The sequence below is a fragment of the Psychrobacter sp. ANT_WB68 genome (assembly GCF_008369115.1).
Lineage (GTDB): Bacteria > Pseudomonadota > Gammaproteobacteria > Pseudomonadales > Moraxellaceae > Psychrobacter.
In genome coordinates this window covers 541,079-559,507 of the sequence record NZ_VOAZ01000002.1, presented here as the reverse complement: position 1 = coordinate 559,507, position 18,429 = coordinate 541,079, and the positions used below count along the sequence as shown (strand labels likewise).

Below are 18,429 nucleotides of genomic sequence, written 5' to 3'. Positions count from 1 at the left end.
CAACTGCGTATTTTTATAGTAACGGGCCAAGCGTCACACGATCGTTACCACCATAATCTTGTACGGTATATACTGACTCAAAACCCCTATTCAAAAATAGCTGCCGTACAGCATCACCTTGATCAAAACTATGTTCAATCGCTAGTAGGCCACCCTGAAGTAAATATTGCGGAGCATGTTGGACAATATGCTCGATATCGGCAAGTCCATGATTGGGCGCACTTAATGCGCTAATCGGTTCGGCGACTAGCCGTGATAAATGCTCATCTTCTTCATCTATATAAGGCGGGTTAGAGACAATCACATCGAATAACGGCTCATTATGAGTAGACAACGCGCCATACCAACTACTTTGGATAAACTCGATGTCAGCAACCTCATTTACCATTGCATTGTGCTTAGCTACTTTTAGTGCTTCTAACGACAAGTCAACAGCAACAACTTGCCAGCTCTCTCCTGAACAACTCATAAGTTTTTGTTTTAACTCATGCGCTAAGCTAATAGCAATACAACCTGAGCCTGTCCCTAAATCTAATAGGCGTTTTGGCTTTTTATCCTTATCCGCACTTTTTGGCTGAGATTGTATCCAAGTTAATACTTGTTCAATCAATATTTCAGTATCCGGTCTCGGTATTAACGTATGCTCATTGACTTTAAAGTTCAGCGACCAAAATTCTTGCTGTTCAGTTAAATACGCCAACGGTGTGCCCTGCTGCATCTTCTTAACACCGGCATGAAATTGCTCAAGCTCCCTTTCGCTCAGCTCATAACCCTCATCAGTGATTAAAAACGAGCTTGGCTTATCAATGACAAACAACAACCAATCAGTGAGCCAAAATGAGGGCAAACTGCTGCGCGCAGACTCATTAGTCAATTGCTGAATCCGCTGTTTTATTTGACCAATGGTAAATGCTGTCATAGATAACTCATAAAATCACTGTTTACTGAATAAAGCTGTCGAACTGGTTATATTTCATTGTCTTAGCTATTCTGAGGCACGTGGTGGCTCTTTAGTATCCGTTAGATTCGGATTGGCTTTGATTAACTTATCACCAATACCTTTGCCGCCTTCACCATCACTGTCGCCATAAATATCGTCGTTATCGCCAATGACGATATGTTTATCGACAAAGTAAATCAGCACAAGAATTGGAATACCAATCGCAAAGGTAAAAATAAAGAAGAACGGATAGCCCATACTATCAACGATAGAACCTGAATAACCACCCATTACTTTTGGTATTAAGGTCATCAATGAAGAGAAGATAGCATACTGTACCGCGGTAAAACGTATTGAAGTCAATGCTGATAAGAAAGCAATAAATACCGCGCTAGCAAGACCTGCAGCTAAGTTATCAAATATCACCGCCATATACATGATGGGTAAACTGCCCGGATTATAGGTCAGCACCACAAATAATAAATTGGTCGCACAAGCGAGAATGGCACCAATCATCATGGCATGCATGATACGAAAACGCTGCGCCAATAGACCGCCTAAGAAACCACCAGCGATGGCCATAATCACGCCAACCAGTTTTACCGCATTGGCAATATCGGTTTTACTAAAGCCCATGTCTTGATAAAAGACGTTTGATATCACCCCTGCCACAATGTCTGATATGCGGTACAAACCAATCAGTGCTAATAACAACAGCGCCTTTTTTCCATAGCGTCTAAAGAAATCTAGGATGGGCTCAATCCACGTCGCCATTGCAATTTCTTTTTTGACCAGACCGATTTGTACCAGTGCATAACCTGCTGTCAGTGCTGCGGCTAAACTTACCAGTAAATGTAATGTCTCACTAATGAAGCTAACAAACACCCCTTCAAACTCTGGCAGTACTTGCCCTATTAATACATAGGCCGCGATAAATGCCACGACGGCAAACACAAACAATAAAACCAATCTGACATAGTCTTCGCGCGTTTCCGCTACCAAAGGTGCTTTATTGATAATTTTGGGTTGGTTGATGATGAAGTACAACAGCAGTAGAGGCGCGCATACCACTAGCGCTAAAAAGTAAAACTTAATACTTGGCATTGCCATTAGCGGTATCAGGGCGATGGTACTGTCGAATACCTTATTAATAAGGATATTGATGAGGTATACAACGCCAAACAACAAGGCTGGTATTAATAGTAACGCTGAGTAAATTAAGAAAACCTTAAGATTGCTTTTTTGCTTATTACTTTGCAGAATCTCAGCGGTTGGCTCATAACTGGCAAAGGTGGTCAATATGCCCAAAGTCATGACCCCTGCCATAATATAATAGGTATTACGCCACGCTTCATAACTATAAGAAGTTTCCGTCGAGCCAAAATAATCTGCTAAATATAGCGCGCCTGCCCCAGCGACAATCATACCGACACGGTAACCTGACACATAAATAGAGGACAAGATAGACTGCATCGATGGCGGTGCCAGCTCAATACGGTACGCATCAATGACGATATCTTGCGTGGCAGAAGAAAAGCCAAGCAAAACCGCCGCAGCTGCCATATAAACCAACACGTCTTCACTGACAGGATTGACCGTCGCCATCAAAAAAATGGCCAATATTATCAGCAGCTGTGACACCACCATCCAACTACGGCGGCGTCCCAACCATTTGGTCAAAAAAGGCACCGGCAGAGCGTCGATTAATGGCGCCCAAATAAACTTAAATGAATATCCCAATGCTGCCCAACTAAACATAGTGACAACGCTACGGTCAATACCTGCCTCGCGCAGCCATAATGAAAGGCTGGAAAAAATAAGCAGAATCGGAATACCGGCTGAAAATCCTAAAAACAGCATGATAATGACACGTGGGTCCAAATAAGCTTTGGCGGCTTCTCCCCATGATTTTTTGGCAATCGGTTGATCAGGCGTTACAGGTTGGACAGCAGACATAATAACTCACCAAAACTTGAGACAAAAAAACACAACTGCGCACAATTTTTATCAATCATTTCTTATTAATTATAGATAAAAAGGATCGATAAAGATTGCTCAGCGTTGTACAAAAAACCATTGTTAGCACAAAATTGAATTATGGTACTTGAGAACGCTAACCTTGACTAGATGTTTTTGCATTAAGTTAATGACTATAGCATTTGGCCGCGCCGTCTATGTCATGATAGTAACGGCATGTATCATAAAATCACCTGAATATTAAAATAACTCTCTTTACCTACTTCACGCATTGAAATTCTATCTACCATTTAGACAAAATACATTCCCTATATTCCTAATTAACATAAATTCATAGCTATTTATTATATACAAGAATAATAGCTTTGATTTACACTAACCACTTATTGAGTATTTGTACGTTTTTATTTTTATATACAGACAAGGTTTGTATATTTATACAATAGGGTTAAGTGATGGCAATCGACGTAGTGGTCAATCAGCGGCATCTACAGATCCAACTCAAGCAGTTGGAAACAGTGTGGCATACGGTAATCAATGGTTATAATTTAAGTCAAGCAGCTACTGTGCTGCATACTAGCCAATCCAGTTTATCAAAGCATATTGCGGCACTTGAAAACCAACTTAAAACTGAAGTGTTCGTACGCCAAGGCAAACGTCTAACGGGGCTGACGACCATGGGCACAGCGCTTATGCCGCACATCGAGTCTATCTTTGCGGAAATTCGTACCATTGAAAATCTCAGTCTGGATTTTAATAACCCTAATATTGGCACGCTAACAATTGCCACCACACATACGCAGGCACGTTATGTATTGCCAGTAGTGGTCAAAGAGTTTAAGGAGCGTTTCCCCAAGGTTAACTTGATCCTACAACAGGCAGATCCTGAAACCATTGCACAAATGGTTATTCGCGGGCAGGCAGATATTGGCATTGCCACCGAGTCGTTATTGCATAATAACTATCTGCGCTGCTATCGCTATTATGATTGGACGCATCGCGTCATTGTACCAAGCGACCATGAGCTTGCCGGTTTAGAGTCGATTGATTTACCAACGCTTGCCAGCTATCCGATTGTGACTTATCACGGCGGCTTTACAGGACGAGGCGCCATTGATAAAACCTTTAGCGATGCAGGACTTGAGCCAGATATTGTATTGGCAGCACTTGATGCGGATGTGATTAGCACCTATGTAGGATTAGGATTGGGCATTGGCATCATTGCCGAAATGGCGTTTGAGCCAAGCCACTATCAAAATCTAACAGCGATTCCCGTTGATCACTTCGGACGTTTTACCAGTTGGATGGCCGTACGTGATGATGCAGAAATTCGTCAATATGGACGCGCCTTTATGGAGCTATGCCAAAAGCAATTTAGTCAGTAAAGCCTTTATTTAATCGTTATTAGCAACATTAAAAACGTTTTACCTTATATCAAATATGAATGGCATCGTTATTAATATATAGCGATGCCATTTACTTTTTATAAGGCTATTTATTTCTGCGAGAAATCTACCTTGCACTCTTATATGCGCCTCACATTATTAAGATTTGTTATTACCTTGCGCTCTGACCTTTATATTCCGTATAACTGCCCCATCATACTAGCTATTGAATAATCAGTAAGCAGCAATTTACTTTAGCAGCATAAAAGCCTTAGATTCATGATAACAGCACTTTCAGACTGACGGATTATGATGGCTAACGTTTTTACAATTGCTGATGTTTAAAAAACTAACTATAAAAATGTCGTTGCAAGGCGGCATCATAACAATAGGTGAATCATGACCAATACAATTCCATTATCTTTTTTAGACTTAGCACCCGTTCCTGAAGGAAAAACCATCGCAGAAGGCATTGCACAGACGGTTGCCATTGCTCAGCAAGCAGAAAAATCTGGCTTCAACCGTTATTGGATGGCAGAGCATCATAATATGCCTGGCATTGCTAGTGCAGCCACTTCAGTGCTGTTATCACATATTGGTAGTCAAACCAAGCGCATACGCATCGGTGCTGGTGGTGTCATGCTGCCCAATCATGCCCCACTGGTCATTGCTGAGCAGTTCGGCACCTTACAGGCGCTATATGGCGACCGTGTGGATTTGGGTCTGGGCCGCGCACCGGGTACGGATGGTGCCACCTTCCAGGCATTGCGTCGACAAATGCAAGATGCCGATCGTTTTCCACAAGACGTACAAGAATTGATGTACTTTTTAGGCGATGGTACGGACGATAGTCCTGTACAGGCATTCCCGGGTGCGAAATCCAATATTCCTATTTGGATATTAGGCTCGTCTCTTTTTGGCGCTACTTTAGCGGCACACTTGGGATTACCATATGTCTTTGCCTCGCATTTTGCACCGCAGATGCTGGGGCAAGCCATCACCGCTTACCGTCAACAGTTCAAACCGTCAGCGTATTTGGATAAGCCTTATGTGATGTTAGCAGCTAACTTATTACTTGCTGATGATGACGAGACAGCACAGTATCACTTTACATCAGCGCAGCAAAGCTTTGTACGTCTACGTCGCGGCGAGCGCGGACAAATGCCAATGCCGACCTATGATATGGATAGCATCTGGAGCCCAAGCGAGCAAATGATGGTAGACAATGCTTTATCCGTCTCATTTGTCGGTTCTGTAGAAACGGTCAAACCAAAACTTGCTAAATTCCTTGCGCAGTATCAGCCAGATGAATTGATTGTCACTGCCAATGTTTATGATCAGGCAGCGCGTTTGCGTTCACTGGAACTTACACCTGAGCTAAACTTGTTTACTTTACAATAGACTGCCATGCTCGCATAATTATTGATAAACCCTAATGAGATTACGGTCATGAAACCCTCGGCCTTTATCGATTTATCAATATTATTATATATCGTGGCCTTTATTGCGGTGATGGTCGTTGCCGGCTATTTTACTTATCATATTAGCCCCAAGCGCAAACAGCGTACTGAAAATAAACGCAATAAAGATAACCTTAAATAAATGACATTCGATGTTAAAAGCCCCCTTCTCTAATTTGAAAAGGAGGCTTTTTAATGGTAATAATAGTTGGGATAAAAACATTCAAATATTGGCGTTAAAAGCCGTCAGTATTCTTACCAATCAACTGCAGTACCAAAGATTTTTTGTTTGGCTTGTTTCGCCACATATAAAGCAACGGCGGCATCAAAACTTGCAGCGCCCACAGATTTAAATAAGGTTATCCCCTTCTCTGACCTTACTATCTCTTTTGTTACGAGCGCTTGTAAATCGCCACTAAGGTCATCCCATGTCCATGCGCAATCAGAACTATCGTGCGCTTGAATCAAATCACCTGCTTCATGGCGACTACCCGCTAAGTCATCAACCACCACCATATTACTATTGGCGATAACCTCATTACTGATCTCTTTCATCGACGGCTGATATGCCCCTACCGCATTGACATGCACCTCAGGCTTGATATGATTGCTATCGAATAAGCCTTCCGTCGCACGCGTGGCAACATTGATAATATCCGCATCACAGATAGCATCATTGATATTTTCGCAAATCTTTATCTCCACATTCCATTGCGGATAATCCTGCATAAAACGTGTTTTAAATTGTCCAGCGCCTTCACTGCTTCTATTCCATAAATAAACCGTTTCAATCTCAGGACGGACTGTTAATACCGCATGCAATTGTTCATAAGCCATGCCGCCGCAGCCGACCACTGCCACACTTTGACAATCAGGCTTTGCCATATATTTGGTGGCGATACCTGACAATGCTGCGGTACGCACTTGGGTAATATAAATACCATCCATAATCGCTAATATGACGCCAGTATCATTATCAGATACGGTAATAAGGGCGGTAGTCGTTGGCATATCACGGCTGGGATTATCAGGGCAAATGGTCACCAATTTCACGGCAGTATATTCTTTTTCACCATCATAAATCGTGGCGGGCATCGATAGATGCGACCCTGAGCTGTGTTTATCATCTTCACTAAAAGTCTCAATGACTAAACGCTCAGGCGCTTTAATCCACTTAGGATGCGCCGCTTGTTGATGTAACATCGCTTCAATGGCGTTAATGGCCGCTTGCATATTGAGATGTTCTGTCACGACTGCTTGATTTAATAACTGCACGTTGGGTGCTCCTTTTTATCAATTTATTATTTAGTTTATATCCATAATTAAACGCGATGACTAAGCATAATGATTGGTGCTATATCCACCCTAACACACGTAGTATTGCCGCGCCAATCGCCATGCCAAACATTCCTACCACGGTTGTAAATGCTAAAATATTAGCAGCCAATATATCATTACCACCCATGGCCTTTGCCATCACATAACTGGCAGCTGCAGTCGGTGATGCCGCCATTAAAAACAGCACACCCATATGCATGCCCGATAAGCCAAAACTCAACCCAACGACTATGGCTACAAAAGGGGCAATAACAATACGTCCAATGCTGGCCTGCATGGACAACCCAGACAGATGCAACATCGACTTTAAATCAATACTCGCACCAGCGCAAATCAGCGCTAACGGTAGTGCCACCGCTGCCAGCAAATCGCCAGTCGTATGAATCACGCCCGTAATAGGCGGCAGCGGTAACGCTTTATAAGCAAATGCCGCTACTAAGGCAATGATCAATGGGTTGGTAAAAAGTTTTTTGACAATCATTATACTGCGACTGACCCACGTATCGTCTGCGCTTTTGGATACTCGACTCAGCGTAATAACTGCTAAGATATTAAACAATATCGTCACCACACCCATATAGACGGCGCCGATACTTAAGCCCTGCTCTCCGTAGGCGTTGGCGACTGTTGCCAGCCCGATAATCGCCATATTACTGCGAAAGATACCTTGTACAAACACGCCTTGGTCGGCAGGCTTAGGGATAAAACAATGGGCATAAATCTCTGCCCCAATAAATAAAACAAAGGTTACAAGAATACCAGCCATTATTAAAATCATTTGCTTAGCATAATCGACCTCACTATCAACAACACTAAAGAATAACAAGCAGGGCAAACAGTAATTAAAGACAAAGCTCGATGCCTGATCGATAAAAGCTTGACTCGCTTCACCGCGCCGTTGCATAAAAAAACCCAACCCCATTAAAAAAAGGTTAGGCAATACAATGGTGATGGCAAAAATAATAGCAGCGGTCATAAACAAGCTCAATTCGGTGACAAGCCCACCATACTATGGACAACAGCGAGATAAATTAATGAATGATAAGTAGGATGATTCGTCATATGAGTATAGAGACAAAACGGCAAGCAAGACAAGCTAGTATGCGACTTTCTTTTCATAACGGCGATATTTTGGCAAAAAAAACCCATAACGATTTCTCATTATGGGCTTTTTTACGCTTTAAGCTGATAGTTGTTGCTACGTTACTTTTCTATTCTATCTTACCTTTTTACTTTTATCTTTCAAGTTATTACTATGACGCATTTAACGCTGCCTGTACTTTTTTCTGTTTTTTAACGGTCATCGCTAGTAACTGAATGGCTGCAGGCGTGACACCGCTAATGCGCCCAGCTTGTGCTAAGGTTGCAGGACGAATTTGCGCCAGTTTTTGGACAATCTCATTGGACAATCCTGACACGACACTATAATCAAAATCCATTGGCAGGGCGGTATTCTCTAAGCGCTTCATCTGGTCGATATCTTCTTGCTGACGATCAATATAGCCGGCATATTTAACCGATATCTCTATTTGCTCGCCGACTTGGCTATCAACTTCCGAACCTGTAATAGCAGCAATATCATTAAAATGTATTTGCGGACGTTTGAGTAAATCGTACGCCGTAGATTCTTTAGACAGCACCTCTCCTGTCTGCTCGGTGACCTGCTGACCTAAGGCATTAGCAGGGGTTGCCCAGATATCTTTAAGACGTGAAGTTTCAGTGGCAATAGCTTCCATTTTTTCTTGATAAGCTTGCCAACGCACGTCATCCACTAATCCAAGCTTACGACCCGTTTCGGTTAAGCGTTGATCAGCATTATCTTCACGCAAGAGTAAACGGTATTCGGCGCGGCTGGTAAACATACGATATGGCTCAGTGGTACCATGCGTAATCAAGTCATCGACCAGTACGCCAAGATACGCTTCATCGCGGCGTGGCGTCCAGACATCAAACTCACTGTTTTCACAGGTGATCAATGCCGCATTAGTACCGGCTAATAGACCTTGCACGCCCGCTTCTTCGTAACCGGTCGTACCATTGATTTGACCGGCAAAGTACAGGCGCTCAATCGATTTGGTTTCAAGCGTTGGTTTTAGATTTTGTGGATCGAAATAATCATATTCAATCGCATAGCCGGGACGCGTGATATGAGCATTTTCTAAGCCTTTCATACTATGGATAAAATCTAATTGCACATCAAACGGCAAGCTGGTTGAGATACCGTTTGGATATAGCTCATGCGTGGTTAAACCTTCTGGCTCGATAAAGATTTGATGACTGTCTTTATCGGCAAAGCGATGAATCTTATCTTCAATCGATGGACAATAACGCGGACCTACTCCTTCGATTTTGCCAGAGAACATCGGTGAGCGGTCTAGATTTTCACGAATAATATCGTGGGTACGCGCATTGGTATGAGTGATATAGCAATTGACCTGTTCAGGGTGCATGGAGACATCACCCATATAGCTCATCACTGGCAAAGGTGTGTCGCCCGGCTGTACCGTCATCACGCTAAAGTCAACGCTACGTGCATCGATACGTGCTGGTGTCCCTGTTTTTAAACGACCAACGGGTAATTTCAATTCACGTAAACGGTCAGCAAGTTTGATAGAAGGCTGATCGCCTGCACGTCCACCTTTTGAATTCTCAAGACCGATATGAATAACCCCGCCTAAAAACGTACCTGAGGTGAGTACCACGGTTTGAGTATTAAAGATAATGCCCGTTGCCGTCACCACTGCCGTTGCACGACCGTTTTCGACCAAGATATCGTCAGCTGCTTGTTGGAATATATCAAGATTTGGCTGATTCTCAAGCGTATGCCGAATGGCGGCTTTATAAAGAATACGATCCGCTTGCGCGCGTGTGGCACGTACTGCTGCCCCTTTACGACTATTAAGCACTCGAAACTGGATACCCGATTTATCCGTTGCCAGTGCCATTGCCCCGCCAAGTGCATCAATCTCACGTACCAAATGTGATTTACCAATACCACCAATCGCAGGATTACAGCTCATCTGTCCTAGCGTCTCAATGTTATGCGTCAAAAGTAAAGTTTGCGCACCCATACGTGCGGCCGCTAAAGCAGCTTCTGTGCCAGCATGGCCGCCACCGATCACTATCACGTCGTAATTTTTTGGGTATTGCATGTATGCCTCACTTGACTTTCAACGCTACCGTGAGCCAAAGACCATTATCAAATAGCCTGGCTGCCGGTAAATAAACGTCAGTCGAATTTAAAAAGAGATAACGACTCAGACCAGCCGTTAAAGATAGGTTAGATAGCTGGTAATTATAACAATTTTTTGCCGCTTAAAAAACGTTATGCGAAAAACTATTCAAATTAACTATCAAGGAACGTCATTAGAAGCTTAATGAACCTAAATTAAATTTATCTACCAGGACTGAGCGGTACAATACGGTCGGCCTGCCCACTTGCCAGCATATGGTGGCTGCCATAGCCTTCTGGATTAATCTGCAAATAGGCATTCATCTGCCCAATAGCATCACCATCATCGCTGGCCAAGATTTGCTCTTTAATCATCTCAACCGGCGGTAATGGCAAGTTTTTTAGCAAGGCCAAACGTTGAGCGTTATCACCTTTATTGACTACCAACTCGATAAGCTGACGCGCATCGATGGGTAAATCCGGGGTGTTTTGCGCCAATAATGCCAAATGATAGGCACCAGCAGCATCTTGATCAGCAACGATACGCTGCTCAATAGCAATATAAGTCGCTTCAGTTGCGCCGCCTGCCACACTAAGCTGGTGGATACATTTGAGTGCTGAGTTTGGCTCATTGTCCGCTATCTCAATTAAACGGATCGATTCGTTTTTTAAATGCTCGCGGCGTTTTTCAATGGCGGCTTGCTCAGCTGCTTCTTGTTGCTCCGTTAATTCACTGTTTTGTAATGGATTGTTCATATAAATCTCTCTTTTTATGTAAACTATATCTATCTTGAACACTAGATGGGGCTAAAACCTATAAAAACAATGAATTGCATAGACAATAAAAAACCCGAACAACCTCTCCAATCTATTAAGGAAGGCTACTCGGGTTTACTGTGCTTCAATGCTTCGAACCCTTTATTGAGACATATAAGCTACCCAATAAAAGCGCTTAAATATTAAGCAGCAGGACTATTGGCTTCAACCAAAGGCTTAAGCTCACCTGATTGATACATTTGCAAAATGATGTCTGAACCGCCCATCAACTCGCCGTCAATCCATAACTGTGGGAATGTTGGCCAATTGGCAATTTTCGGTAATGTGGCACGGATTTCTGGATTTTCTAAAATATTAACAAAGGCAAATGGACGGCCAATCTGAGTAAGAACCTCAATCGATTTGGCAGAAAAACCACACTGCGGGAACTGCGGAGTGCCTTTCATATAAAGAATGACTTTATTGTCTTTGATTTGATCACGAATCAGCTGTTCAACATCGTTTGCAGCAGTATTTGGGGTTTGCTCACTCATAAAAGCTCCTATTTATTAAAATAAAAAATTATTAAAACTATTATCAAAAAGAGGTATGTCACATTAAATTTGGCATGTAGCTGCTACATGGGGCAATTGCCGTTATATTGCAACCATCATCACTTACTATCATCTAATCGCTTGCTATTAGGGATTAAACGTCAGGCGTATTAACATCAGAAACATTATCGCTAGCCAGATTTGTATTCGGCACCAATAATACCACGGCATTGGCCATGATGCCCTCTTGCCGACCAGTAAAGCCCAGTTTTTCAGTCGTTGTGGCTTTAATGCTGACATTACTCACATCGGTTTGCAAGTCACTGGCGATATTTTCGCGCATCGCTTGATTATAGGGTGCCAATTTTGGGCGCTCACACATCACCGTGATATCAGCATTGCCTAAAGTATAACCGGCTGCTTGGACTTTACCATACACATAACGGAGTAGGACGCGCGAATCCAAACCGGCGTGCGCCGCATCAGTATCTGGAAAATGCTGCCCAATATCACCAAGTGCCAATGCGCCAAGCAGGGCGTCAGCAAGCGCATGCAGTACCACATCCCCATCAGAATGCGCAAGCAAACTATGCGTATGCTCTATCGGCACACCTGCCAGTATGACATATTGCTGCTGCTGGCCATTATTATGAAAAGCATGAACATCAATACCTTGACCAATTCTTATCATTATTATTCCAAGTGAATTAGGGGTGATTAAAATAATTTAGAACCACTATCTAAATTTCTCAAGCGCTTTTACTCACAGTAGGCGCGCATAGGTCGCCACCGCTTTCAATTAACTGTTATAATATGACGCTTATTTTATCACAATACCTAGACCAAAATACCCAGTCCAAAAAACGAGATGACCTTATCCGCTGACTAAGTCTATCACTCTTAGTCGTTTTATTAATGAATAGCGTCATTTCCAATTTTGGATAACGTATAAATTGTTGAGCAATTTTATGTCAGCCACGCCAAACACCTCAAGCCTGCCCGTTTCAGACTCTTTTAGCGTCCATCGTCCTTTGACGCTTGCCGATATTGACAATCCTAGCAGCAAGCACGTGATTGTCGGGATGTCGGGCGGCGTCGACTCTTCCGTCTCTGCTGTTTTGCTCCAGCAAGCAGGCTTCAAAGTGGAAGGTCTGTTTATGAAGAACTGGGAAGAAGATGACGGCACCGAATACTGTACGGCGATGGATGATTTAGCAGACGCGCAAGCGGTGTGTGACAAAATCGGTATCAAGCTGCATACCGCCAACTTTGCGATGGAATACTGGGATCGCGTTTTCGAGCATTTCTTAGCCGAATATAAAGCCGGACGCACCCCAAATCCAGATATTTTATGCAACAAAGAAATCAAGTTTAAAGCCTTCTTAGACTATGCTTTGACCCTTGGTGCTGACTATATTGCCACCGGCCACTATACACGCCGCAGCATGAACTATACCAATGCAAATGGCGAAACCGTCGCCCAGCTATTGTGTGGACTGGATAACAATAAAGACCAAAGTTACTTCTTACATGCGGTCGGTGGCGATAAAATTGCTAAGACCTTATTCCCAGTTGGCGAGCTTGAAAAACCAGTGGTGCGCCAAATCGCTGAAGAACATGACCTAATTACCGCCAACAAAAAAGACTCAACCGGCATTTGCTTTATTGGTGAGCGGCGCTTTAAAGACTTCTTACAGCAGTACTTGCCAGCACAAAAAGGCGATATCATCACCGACGATGGTCATGTGATAGGTCAGCATGATGGCTTAATGTATTACACCCTAGGTCAGCGCGGCGGCATCGGTATTGGTGGGGTCAAAGACCGCCCTGAAGAGCCTTGGTTTGTACTGGCAAAAGATTTGGACAAGAACCGTTTAATCGTCGGTCAAGGTCATGAGCATCCGATGATGCTAAGTAATGAGCTACAAGCTTATAAGCTTGACTGGGTCGATGGCTTACCACCTGCTGATATTTTTGGCCAAGATGGCTTACGCTGCATGGCAAAATCGCGCTATCGTCAGCCTGATCAGGCCTGCCGTGTTTACGCGCTAAGTGATGACGGCAGTGAAGTCCGTGTGCTATTCGATGAGCAGCAGCGCGCAGTCACACCTGGGCAATCAGCAGTATTCTATATCGATGAGGTTTGTCTGGGTGGCGGTGTGATTGCCTCTATTGATGCGCCTTGCGGGTTTTAAAGCTATTTTCCTATAAAAATTAAGCGTTGTATTATTTGTTAGTTTGTAGTCATTCTTAATCTCTAACCCTTCTGATCACTACTTGAGGTATCTTTATGAATTTACTTACCGCACTTTCCCCAATCGACGGTCGTTACGCATCTAAAGCCGACAGCTTGCGTCCTTACCTATCTGAGTTTGGTTTAATTAAAGCACGTGTCACCGTTGAGATTCGCTGGTTGCAGTCATTGGCGGATAATAGCGAGATTGGTGAATTAGCAGCATTTGATGCTGATACCAATGCCTTTTTAAACAGCATCGTTGATAACTTTAGTGAAGCGGACGCGCAAGCGATTAAAGATATCGAAGCGACCACTAACCACGATGTCAAAGCGGTTGAATATTTTATTAAAGATAAATTCCGTGGTCAGGCAGCGCTTGAGGATTCATTAGAATTCATTCATTTTGCTTGTACCAGTGAAGATATTAATAACTTGTCATATGCTTTAATGCTAAAAGACAGTCGCGAAATTGTCGTTGCTAAAATGCAGCAAGTCACTGATAGTATTGTTGATTTGGCAATTACCCATGCCGATCAGCCTATGTTGTCACGTACGCATGGTCAAACCGCTAGCCCAACAACTTTGGGTAAAGAGATGGCAAACGTCGCTTACCGCCTAGCCCGCCAAATCAAACAAATCGGTCAAGTTGAGCTACTCGGTAAAATTAACGGCGCGGTCGGTAACTATAATGCGCATTTCTCAGCGTACCCCGATGTTGATTGGCAAGCGCATGCTGAGCAATTTATTGAGCAGCGCTTAGATCTAACCTTTAACCCGTATACCACGCAAATTGAGCCGCATGATTATATTGCTGAATTGTTTGATGCAGTCAAACGCTTCAATACCATTCTAATCGATTTTAACCGTGATATTTGGCAATATATTAGCTTAGGCTATTTTAAGCAACGCCTAAAAGACGGGGAAGTGGGTTCTTCTACCATGCCGCATAAAGTCAACCCAATTGATTTTGAAAACTCTGAAGGCAACCTTGGGGTGGCTAATGCTATGCTCGCTCATTTAGGCGAAAAGCTGCCAATTTCACGTATGCAGCGCGACTTGTCAGATTCTACCGTGTTGCGTAATATCGGTGTTGGTCTGGCACAGAGCATGATTGCGTTTGATGCTTGCCTAAAAGGTGTGAGCAAACTTGAATTGAATGCGCAGCGCTTAAATGAAGATCTAAACCAAGCCCAAGAAGTGTTGGCAGAGCCGATTCAAACAGTTATGCGTCGCTACCGTGTCGAAAACCCATACGAGAAGCTAAAAGCTTTGACTCGTGGTAATGCCATGACGCGTGAAGCCATGCTAACCTTCGTTGAAAGTGATGAATTAGATGCGGTTAGCGATGCGGATAAAGCACGTTTACGTGAAATGACGCCTGCTACCTATACGGGTAATGCGGCTGAACAAGCACGCACCATTAAAGAGTGGATTGCTAAGATTTAATCGTTAGCTATTAATCACTAGTTATTAATCATAGCTAGCCAAAATAAGTGTCCACCATGCAGCAAAACTTTGTGCATCGAAATTTTAAACCGGTAGTTGTCAGTACTATGGCGGTGTTTATCGTCATGGTATTGGCAAGTATTGAGCCTTTAGAATGGTCAAGCTATCTGCTGCATCAACTGGGTACGCTGCTTTTTTTAGCCTTGATGCTTGTTGCTTATCGCTACTGGTTTATCAGCTCGCGCTCTTACGTGCTCGCTGCCATATTTCTATTTATTCATATTATAGGCGCACGCTATCTATATTCGTATGTGCCTTATGATGATTGGACGCAGCAGCTATTTGGCATACAGCTAAGCGAGATGTTTGGTTGGCAGCGTAATATGTATGACAGGCTGGTTCATTTTAGCTATGGGCTTTTGCTATTTAGAGCGATGGTTGAAAGCTCAAAATTTATCTTTAAGATTCAATCAATTAAGCTTTTAATCGCTATTGCCCTCATGATCAATATGTCATCAAGCTTGATTTATGAGCTACTAGAATGGGGCATTGCGACCACTTTATCACCAGAAGCTGCGGAAGCTTATAATGGTCAGCAAGGCGATATGTGGGATGCCCACAAAGACATGGCTTTAGCATTACTTGGCGGGCTGATTGCGGCAACTGTTATGTTATTTCAAGCCCGTGATACACATATTATCACGGAATAACTAAAGAAACTGGTTGATAAGCAAATGTTTTAATCGTCTTTTTTATCATCACTGTCGCCCGGTATGATGGCTTTACCGACCGCAACTGTACCTTTGACCACGCCTTTGGTGGTTTTATAAGCGATTTTAGCGGGTACGGTCACAATCTTATGAACACAAGCTTGTAATAAAAATATGCTCGCGATAATGACGATAAAATGCAGTTTTTTCATAAAATTCCTATAAATCATTAGATGCTCTGATGGTGGCTATTAATACCTTAATAATTAAAACTATAGTCGTTAAAAATATAGCAATAGCCGTCAGATGGATTAGCATCATAAACTATTAAAATTATTCTATAAAGCATCTCTTGTTATTTCTCTTATACCCATTTTTAGATATGGATTTATCAATGACTTTAATTCCTCTTTGTTTACCCGACTCTATTACTCCTGAGCAGTTTTTAAGTGAGTACTGGCAAAAGAAACCACTACTTATTAAACAAGGTTTACCGCAACTTATTGGCATGTTTGAGCCAGACGATATGCTCGGTCTGGCACTAGAAGAGGATGCTTCAGCGCGCCTGCTAACCCAAGCCGCGAGCAAGCAAGAAGGCCTGCCACAATGGCAACTTAAAAAAAGTCCATTAGCTGAAGCTGATTTTGACAATCTGCCAGAGCAATGGACGGTGCTGGTGCAAAACCTTGAGCAATGGTCACCTGAGCTTGGGCAATTATGGCAAGCATTTGACTTTATCCCGCAATGGCAACGCGACGATATTATGGTTTCTTATGCCCCCAAAGGCGGCTCAGTCGGCAAGCATTACGACGATTATGATGTATTTTTAGCGCAAGGATTTGGGTCTAGACGTTGGCAGCTCGGCAAATTTTGTGATAAAGCAACTGAGTTCGTTGCCGATGAGCCGATTAGATTGTTTGATGATATGGGCGAGATAATCTTTGATGAGATATTAGAAGCTGGTGACGTACTTTATGTACCGCCAAAATTATCGCACTTTGGCGTCGCTCAAGATGATTGCTTAACCTTTTCGTTTGGCTGTCGTCGTCCAAACTTAATGCAAATCATCGACAGCTTAGCTGATATCGCCACCAATGACAGCGATTTATTTATCCCAATGCTATTACCACAATCAATGCAAGCGTCTGGCGAACTGCAAGTAGATAGCATCGAGGCGATTAAAAACCAGTTATTACAAATGCTACAATCTGAGCGTGGTGACGATATTATTCGTCAGGCAGTTTCTGAGGTCGTTAGTAAACGCCAATATGATGCGTTGGTACCAGAAGAAACACTAGATACCGATGACCTCATGCAAGCCCTGAACGATGGCGCTACCCTGCAAGCGGATTATAGTAATCGTCTGCTTTACCGTCAGACCAATGATGGCATTACGTTGTATGCCAATGGTCAACGCCTTGATGGCTTGGATGATAAAGCGACCGCTGTCCTCATGCGTTTGGCTAATGGTGAACATTTACAGAGTCCAGATGTGATGGATATCGACCCAGATGAATTAAGTGAGTGGCTTGAAAATGGCTGGGTGTGGATTGATTTTGCTGAGTAATTTCTAGCTTACTCATACTCAATTATATTTATATCAATAAAAAAACCGATATCTAATTTAGAAGATATCGGTTTTTTATTACCTATTTTTCAAATAGGGTTTGGCGTCCTATCTCTCTCTCACACCGCTGAGCTTTTGTCACTATTAAAAAAGCAATATAGTCGCCAAGCAAATTCGTGGTTAAAGCATCTAATCTGTTCCCAGCTCAAGTAAGCTGGCATTACCACCAATCGCCGTGGTATTAATCGTCTTCACGCGCTCAGTGACAAAACGATAGAGATAATCTGGTGTTAACATCTCTGACAAGCCTTCCATATCGGTAACAGCAATAACTTGCGTTAAGATACCATCGGTATTAGCAAGCTCTTGGCTGATTGCTTGTACTTCACTTTGATTACCAGCGACAGCCACTTGCGCTAGGCGGTCAATATATAATAGCGTAACGGTTTGCGAGTCATTAGCCACACTCAGCACATCATCACTAATGCCCGTCTCGTACAGTATTTTTGCAGCCTCATTGCACATCTCATCTTGGCTTGGGCAATGTAGTATCACCTCGTTACCAGTCAATAATGCGGCGATTAACTGCCCAAGTACTGCCATTGCGCGAGCAGACTCACCGCCGATGACCATGGTTTTGCCACGAGCGGTTACGTATAAATCATTGGACTCACCCGTCGCGCCCGTCATACGGTGCACTTCATCTAGACTGGGCGCAGCACTCAATAAATGATTGAACAAACGCTTTGCTTTATTGGCATCGCCAGTCAGCAACGCCAATTTTGCAATAGCCGCTTGTAGATAAGTTGCGCGATTGACCGCGCCAAGTAATCGCCAAGATTCACAAACTTGGGCATGATTCTTTTTAAATTCAGTCGCCATCTTGCT

17 protein-coding genes are annotated in these 18,429 nt (G+C 43.1%); 7 read left to right on the top strand and 10 right to left on the bottom strand.

Annotation, left to right across the window (positions count from 1 at the left end; all coding sequences use genetic code 11):
- Positions 1-13: 13 nt before the first annotated feature.
- Together prmC and FQ084_RS07485 are read right to left on the bottom strand one after the other, a co-directional pair.
- Complete coding sequence (gene prmC, locus FQ084_RS07490) at positions 14-919, bottom strand: peptide chain release factor N(5)-glutamine methyltransferase (protein WP_149490004.1); 906 nt, start codon at positions 917-919, stop codon at positions 14-16.
- 66 nt (positions 920-985) lie between these two features.
- Complete coding sequence (locus FQ084_RS07485; protein WP_149490003.1) at positions 986-2,896, bottom strand: AmpG family muropeptide MFS transporter; 1,911 nt, start codon at positions 2,894-2,896, stop codon at positions 986-988.
- Positions 2,897-3,372: 476 nt separating this feature from the next.
- Between FQ084_RS07485 and FQ084_RS07480 the strand changes: the two genes are divergently transcribed.
- The 3 genes from FQ084_RS07480 to FQ084_RS13260 all read left to right on the top strand — a co-directional run bounded on the left by FQ084_RS07480 (position 3,373) and on the right by FQ084_RS13260 (position 5,904).
- Positions 3,373-4,302 (top strand): LysR substrate-binding domain-containing protein, encoded by a 930-nt coding sequence (locus FQ084_RS07480; RefSeq protein WP_149490002.1) that lies wholly within the window; start codon positions 3,373-3,375, stop codon positions 4,300-4,302.
- Between the two features lie 399 nt (positions 4,303-4,701).
- Positions 4,702-5,703 (top strand): LLM class flavin-dependent oxidoreductase, encoded by a 1,002-nt coding sequence (locus FQ084_RS07475; protein ID WP_149490001.1) that lies wholly within the window; start codon positions 4,702-4,704, stop codon positions 5,701-5,703.
- 48 nt (positions 5,704-5,751) lie between these two features.
- Positions 5,752-5,904, top strand: a complete 153-nt coding sequence (locus tag FQ084_RS13260; protein ID WP_188032923.1) for a hypothetical protein — start codon at positions 5,752-5,754, stop codon at positions 5,902-5,904.
- Positions 5,905-6,017: 113 nt separating this feature from the next.
- On the opposite strand, the gene FQ084_RS07470 is transcribed toward FQ084_RS13260, so the two are convergent.
- From FQ084_RS07470 to ispF, 6 genes are all read right to left on the bottom strand, one after another.
- Positions 6,018-7,037 carry an ornithine cyclodeaminase family protein gene (locus FQ084_RS07470; protein WP_149490000.1) on the bottom strand — a complete coding sequence of 340 codons (1,020 nt, stop codon included), beginning with the start codon at positions 7,035-7,037 and terminating at the stop codon, positions 6,018-6,020.
- Positions 7,038-7,116: 79 nt separating this feature from the next.
- Positions 7,117-8,076, bottom strand: coding sequence for an AEC family transporter (locus FQ084_RS07465; protein WP_149489999.1), 960 nt, complete (start codon positions 8,074-8,076; stop codon positions 7,117-7,119).
- A gap of 277 nt (positions 8,077-8,353) precedes the next feature.
- A complete protein-coding gene (mnmG, locus tag FQ084_RS07460; protein WP_149489998.1) occupies positions 8,354-10,252 on the bottom strand; it encodes a tRNA uridine-5-carboxymethylaminomethyl(34) synthesis enzyme MnmG in 1,899 nt (632 codons plus the stop codon).
- Between the two features lie 242 nt (positions 10,253-10,494).
- Positions 10,495-11,028 (bottom strand): hypothetical protein, encoded by a 534-nt coding sequence (locus FQ084_RS07455; protein WP_149489997.1) that lies wholly within the window; start codon positions 11,026-11,028, stop codon positions 10,495-10,497.
- A gap of 203 nt (positions 11,029-11,231) precedes the next feature.
- Positions 11,232-11,582: a Grx4 family monothiol glutaredoxin gene (gene grxD / locus FQ084_RS07450; RefSeq protein ID WP_025653310.1), complete on the bottom strand. Its 351-nt coding sequence runs from the start codon at positions 11,580-11,582 to the stop codon at positions 11,232-11,234.
- 154 nt (positions 11,583-11,736) lie between these two features.
- Positions 11,737-12,273 carry a 2-C-methyl-D-erythritol 2,4-cyclodiphosphate synthase gene (ispF, locus tag FQ084_RS07445; protein WP_149489996.1) on the bottom strand — a complete coding sequence of 179 codons (537 nt, stop codon included), beginning with the start codon at positions 12,271-12,273 and terminating at the stop codon, positions 11,737-11,739.
- 277 nt (positions 12,274-12,550) lie between these two features.
- Between ispF and mnmA the strand changes: the two genes are divergently transcribed.
- The 3 genes from mnmA (at position 12,551) to FQ084_RS07430 (ending at position 15,974) form a co-directional block, all read left to right on the top strand.
- A complete protein-coding gene (gene mnmA / locus FQ084_RS07440; RefSeq protein WP_149489995.1) occupies positions 12,551-13,777 on the top strand; it encodes a tRNA 2-thiouridine(34) synthase MnmA in 1,227 nt (408 codons plus the stop codon).
- Between the two features lie 95 nt (positions 13,778-13,872).
- A complete protein-coding gene (gene purB / locus FQ084_RS07435; RefSeq protein ID WP_149489994.1) occupies positions 13,873-15,264 on the top strand; it encodes an adenylosuccinate lyase in 1,392 nt (463 codons plus the stop codon).
- A 56-nt stretch (positions 15,265-15,320) separates the two neighbouring features.
- Positions 15,321-15,974, top strand: coding sequence for a DUF2238 domain-containing protein (locus FQ084_RS07430; RefSeq protein WP_149489993.1), 654 nt, complete (start codon positions 15,321-15,323; stop codon positions 15,972-15,974).
- A 29-nt stretch (positions 15,975-16,003) separates the two neighbouring features.
- On the opposite strand, the gene FQ084_RS07425 is transcribed toward FQ084_RS07430, so the two are convergent.
- On the bottom strand, positions 16,004-16,186 hold the full coding sequence (locus tag FQ084_RS07425) for an NF038104 family lipoprotein (protein ID WP_149489992.1): 183 nt from the start codon (positions 16,184-16,186) through the stop codon (positions 16,004-16,006).
- A gap of 182 nt (positions 16,187-16,368) precedes the next feature.
- On the opposite strand from FQ084_RS07425, the gene FQ084_RS07420 reads away from it, so the two are divergent.
- On the top strand, positions 16,369-17,541 hold the full coding sequence (locus FQ084_RS07420) for a cupin domain-containing protein (protein WP_149489991.1): 1,173 nt from the start codon (positions 16,369-16,371) through the stop codon (positions 17,539-17,541).
- Positions 17,542-17,730: 189 nt separating this feature from the next.
- Here the strand turns inward: FQ084_RS07420 and FQ084_RS07415 are convergent, their stop codons facing one another.
- Positions 17,731-18,423 carry a 1-pyrroline-5-carboxylate dehydrogenase gene (locus FQ084_RS07415; protein ID WP_149489990.1) on the bottom strand — a complete coding sequence of 231 codons (693 nt, stop codon included), beginning with the start codon at positions 18,421-18,423 and terminating at the stop codon, positions 17,731-17,733.
- Positions 18,424-18,429: the final 6 nt, after the last annotated feature.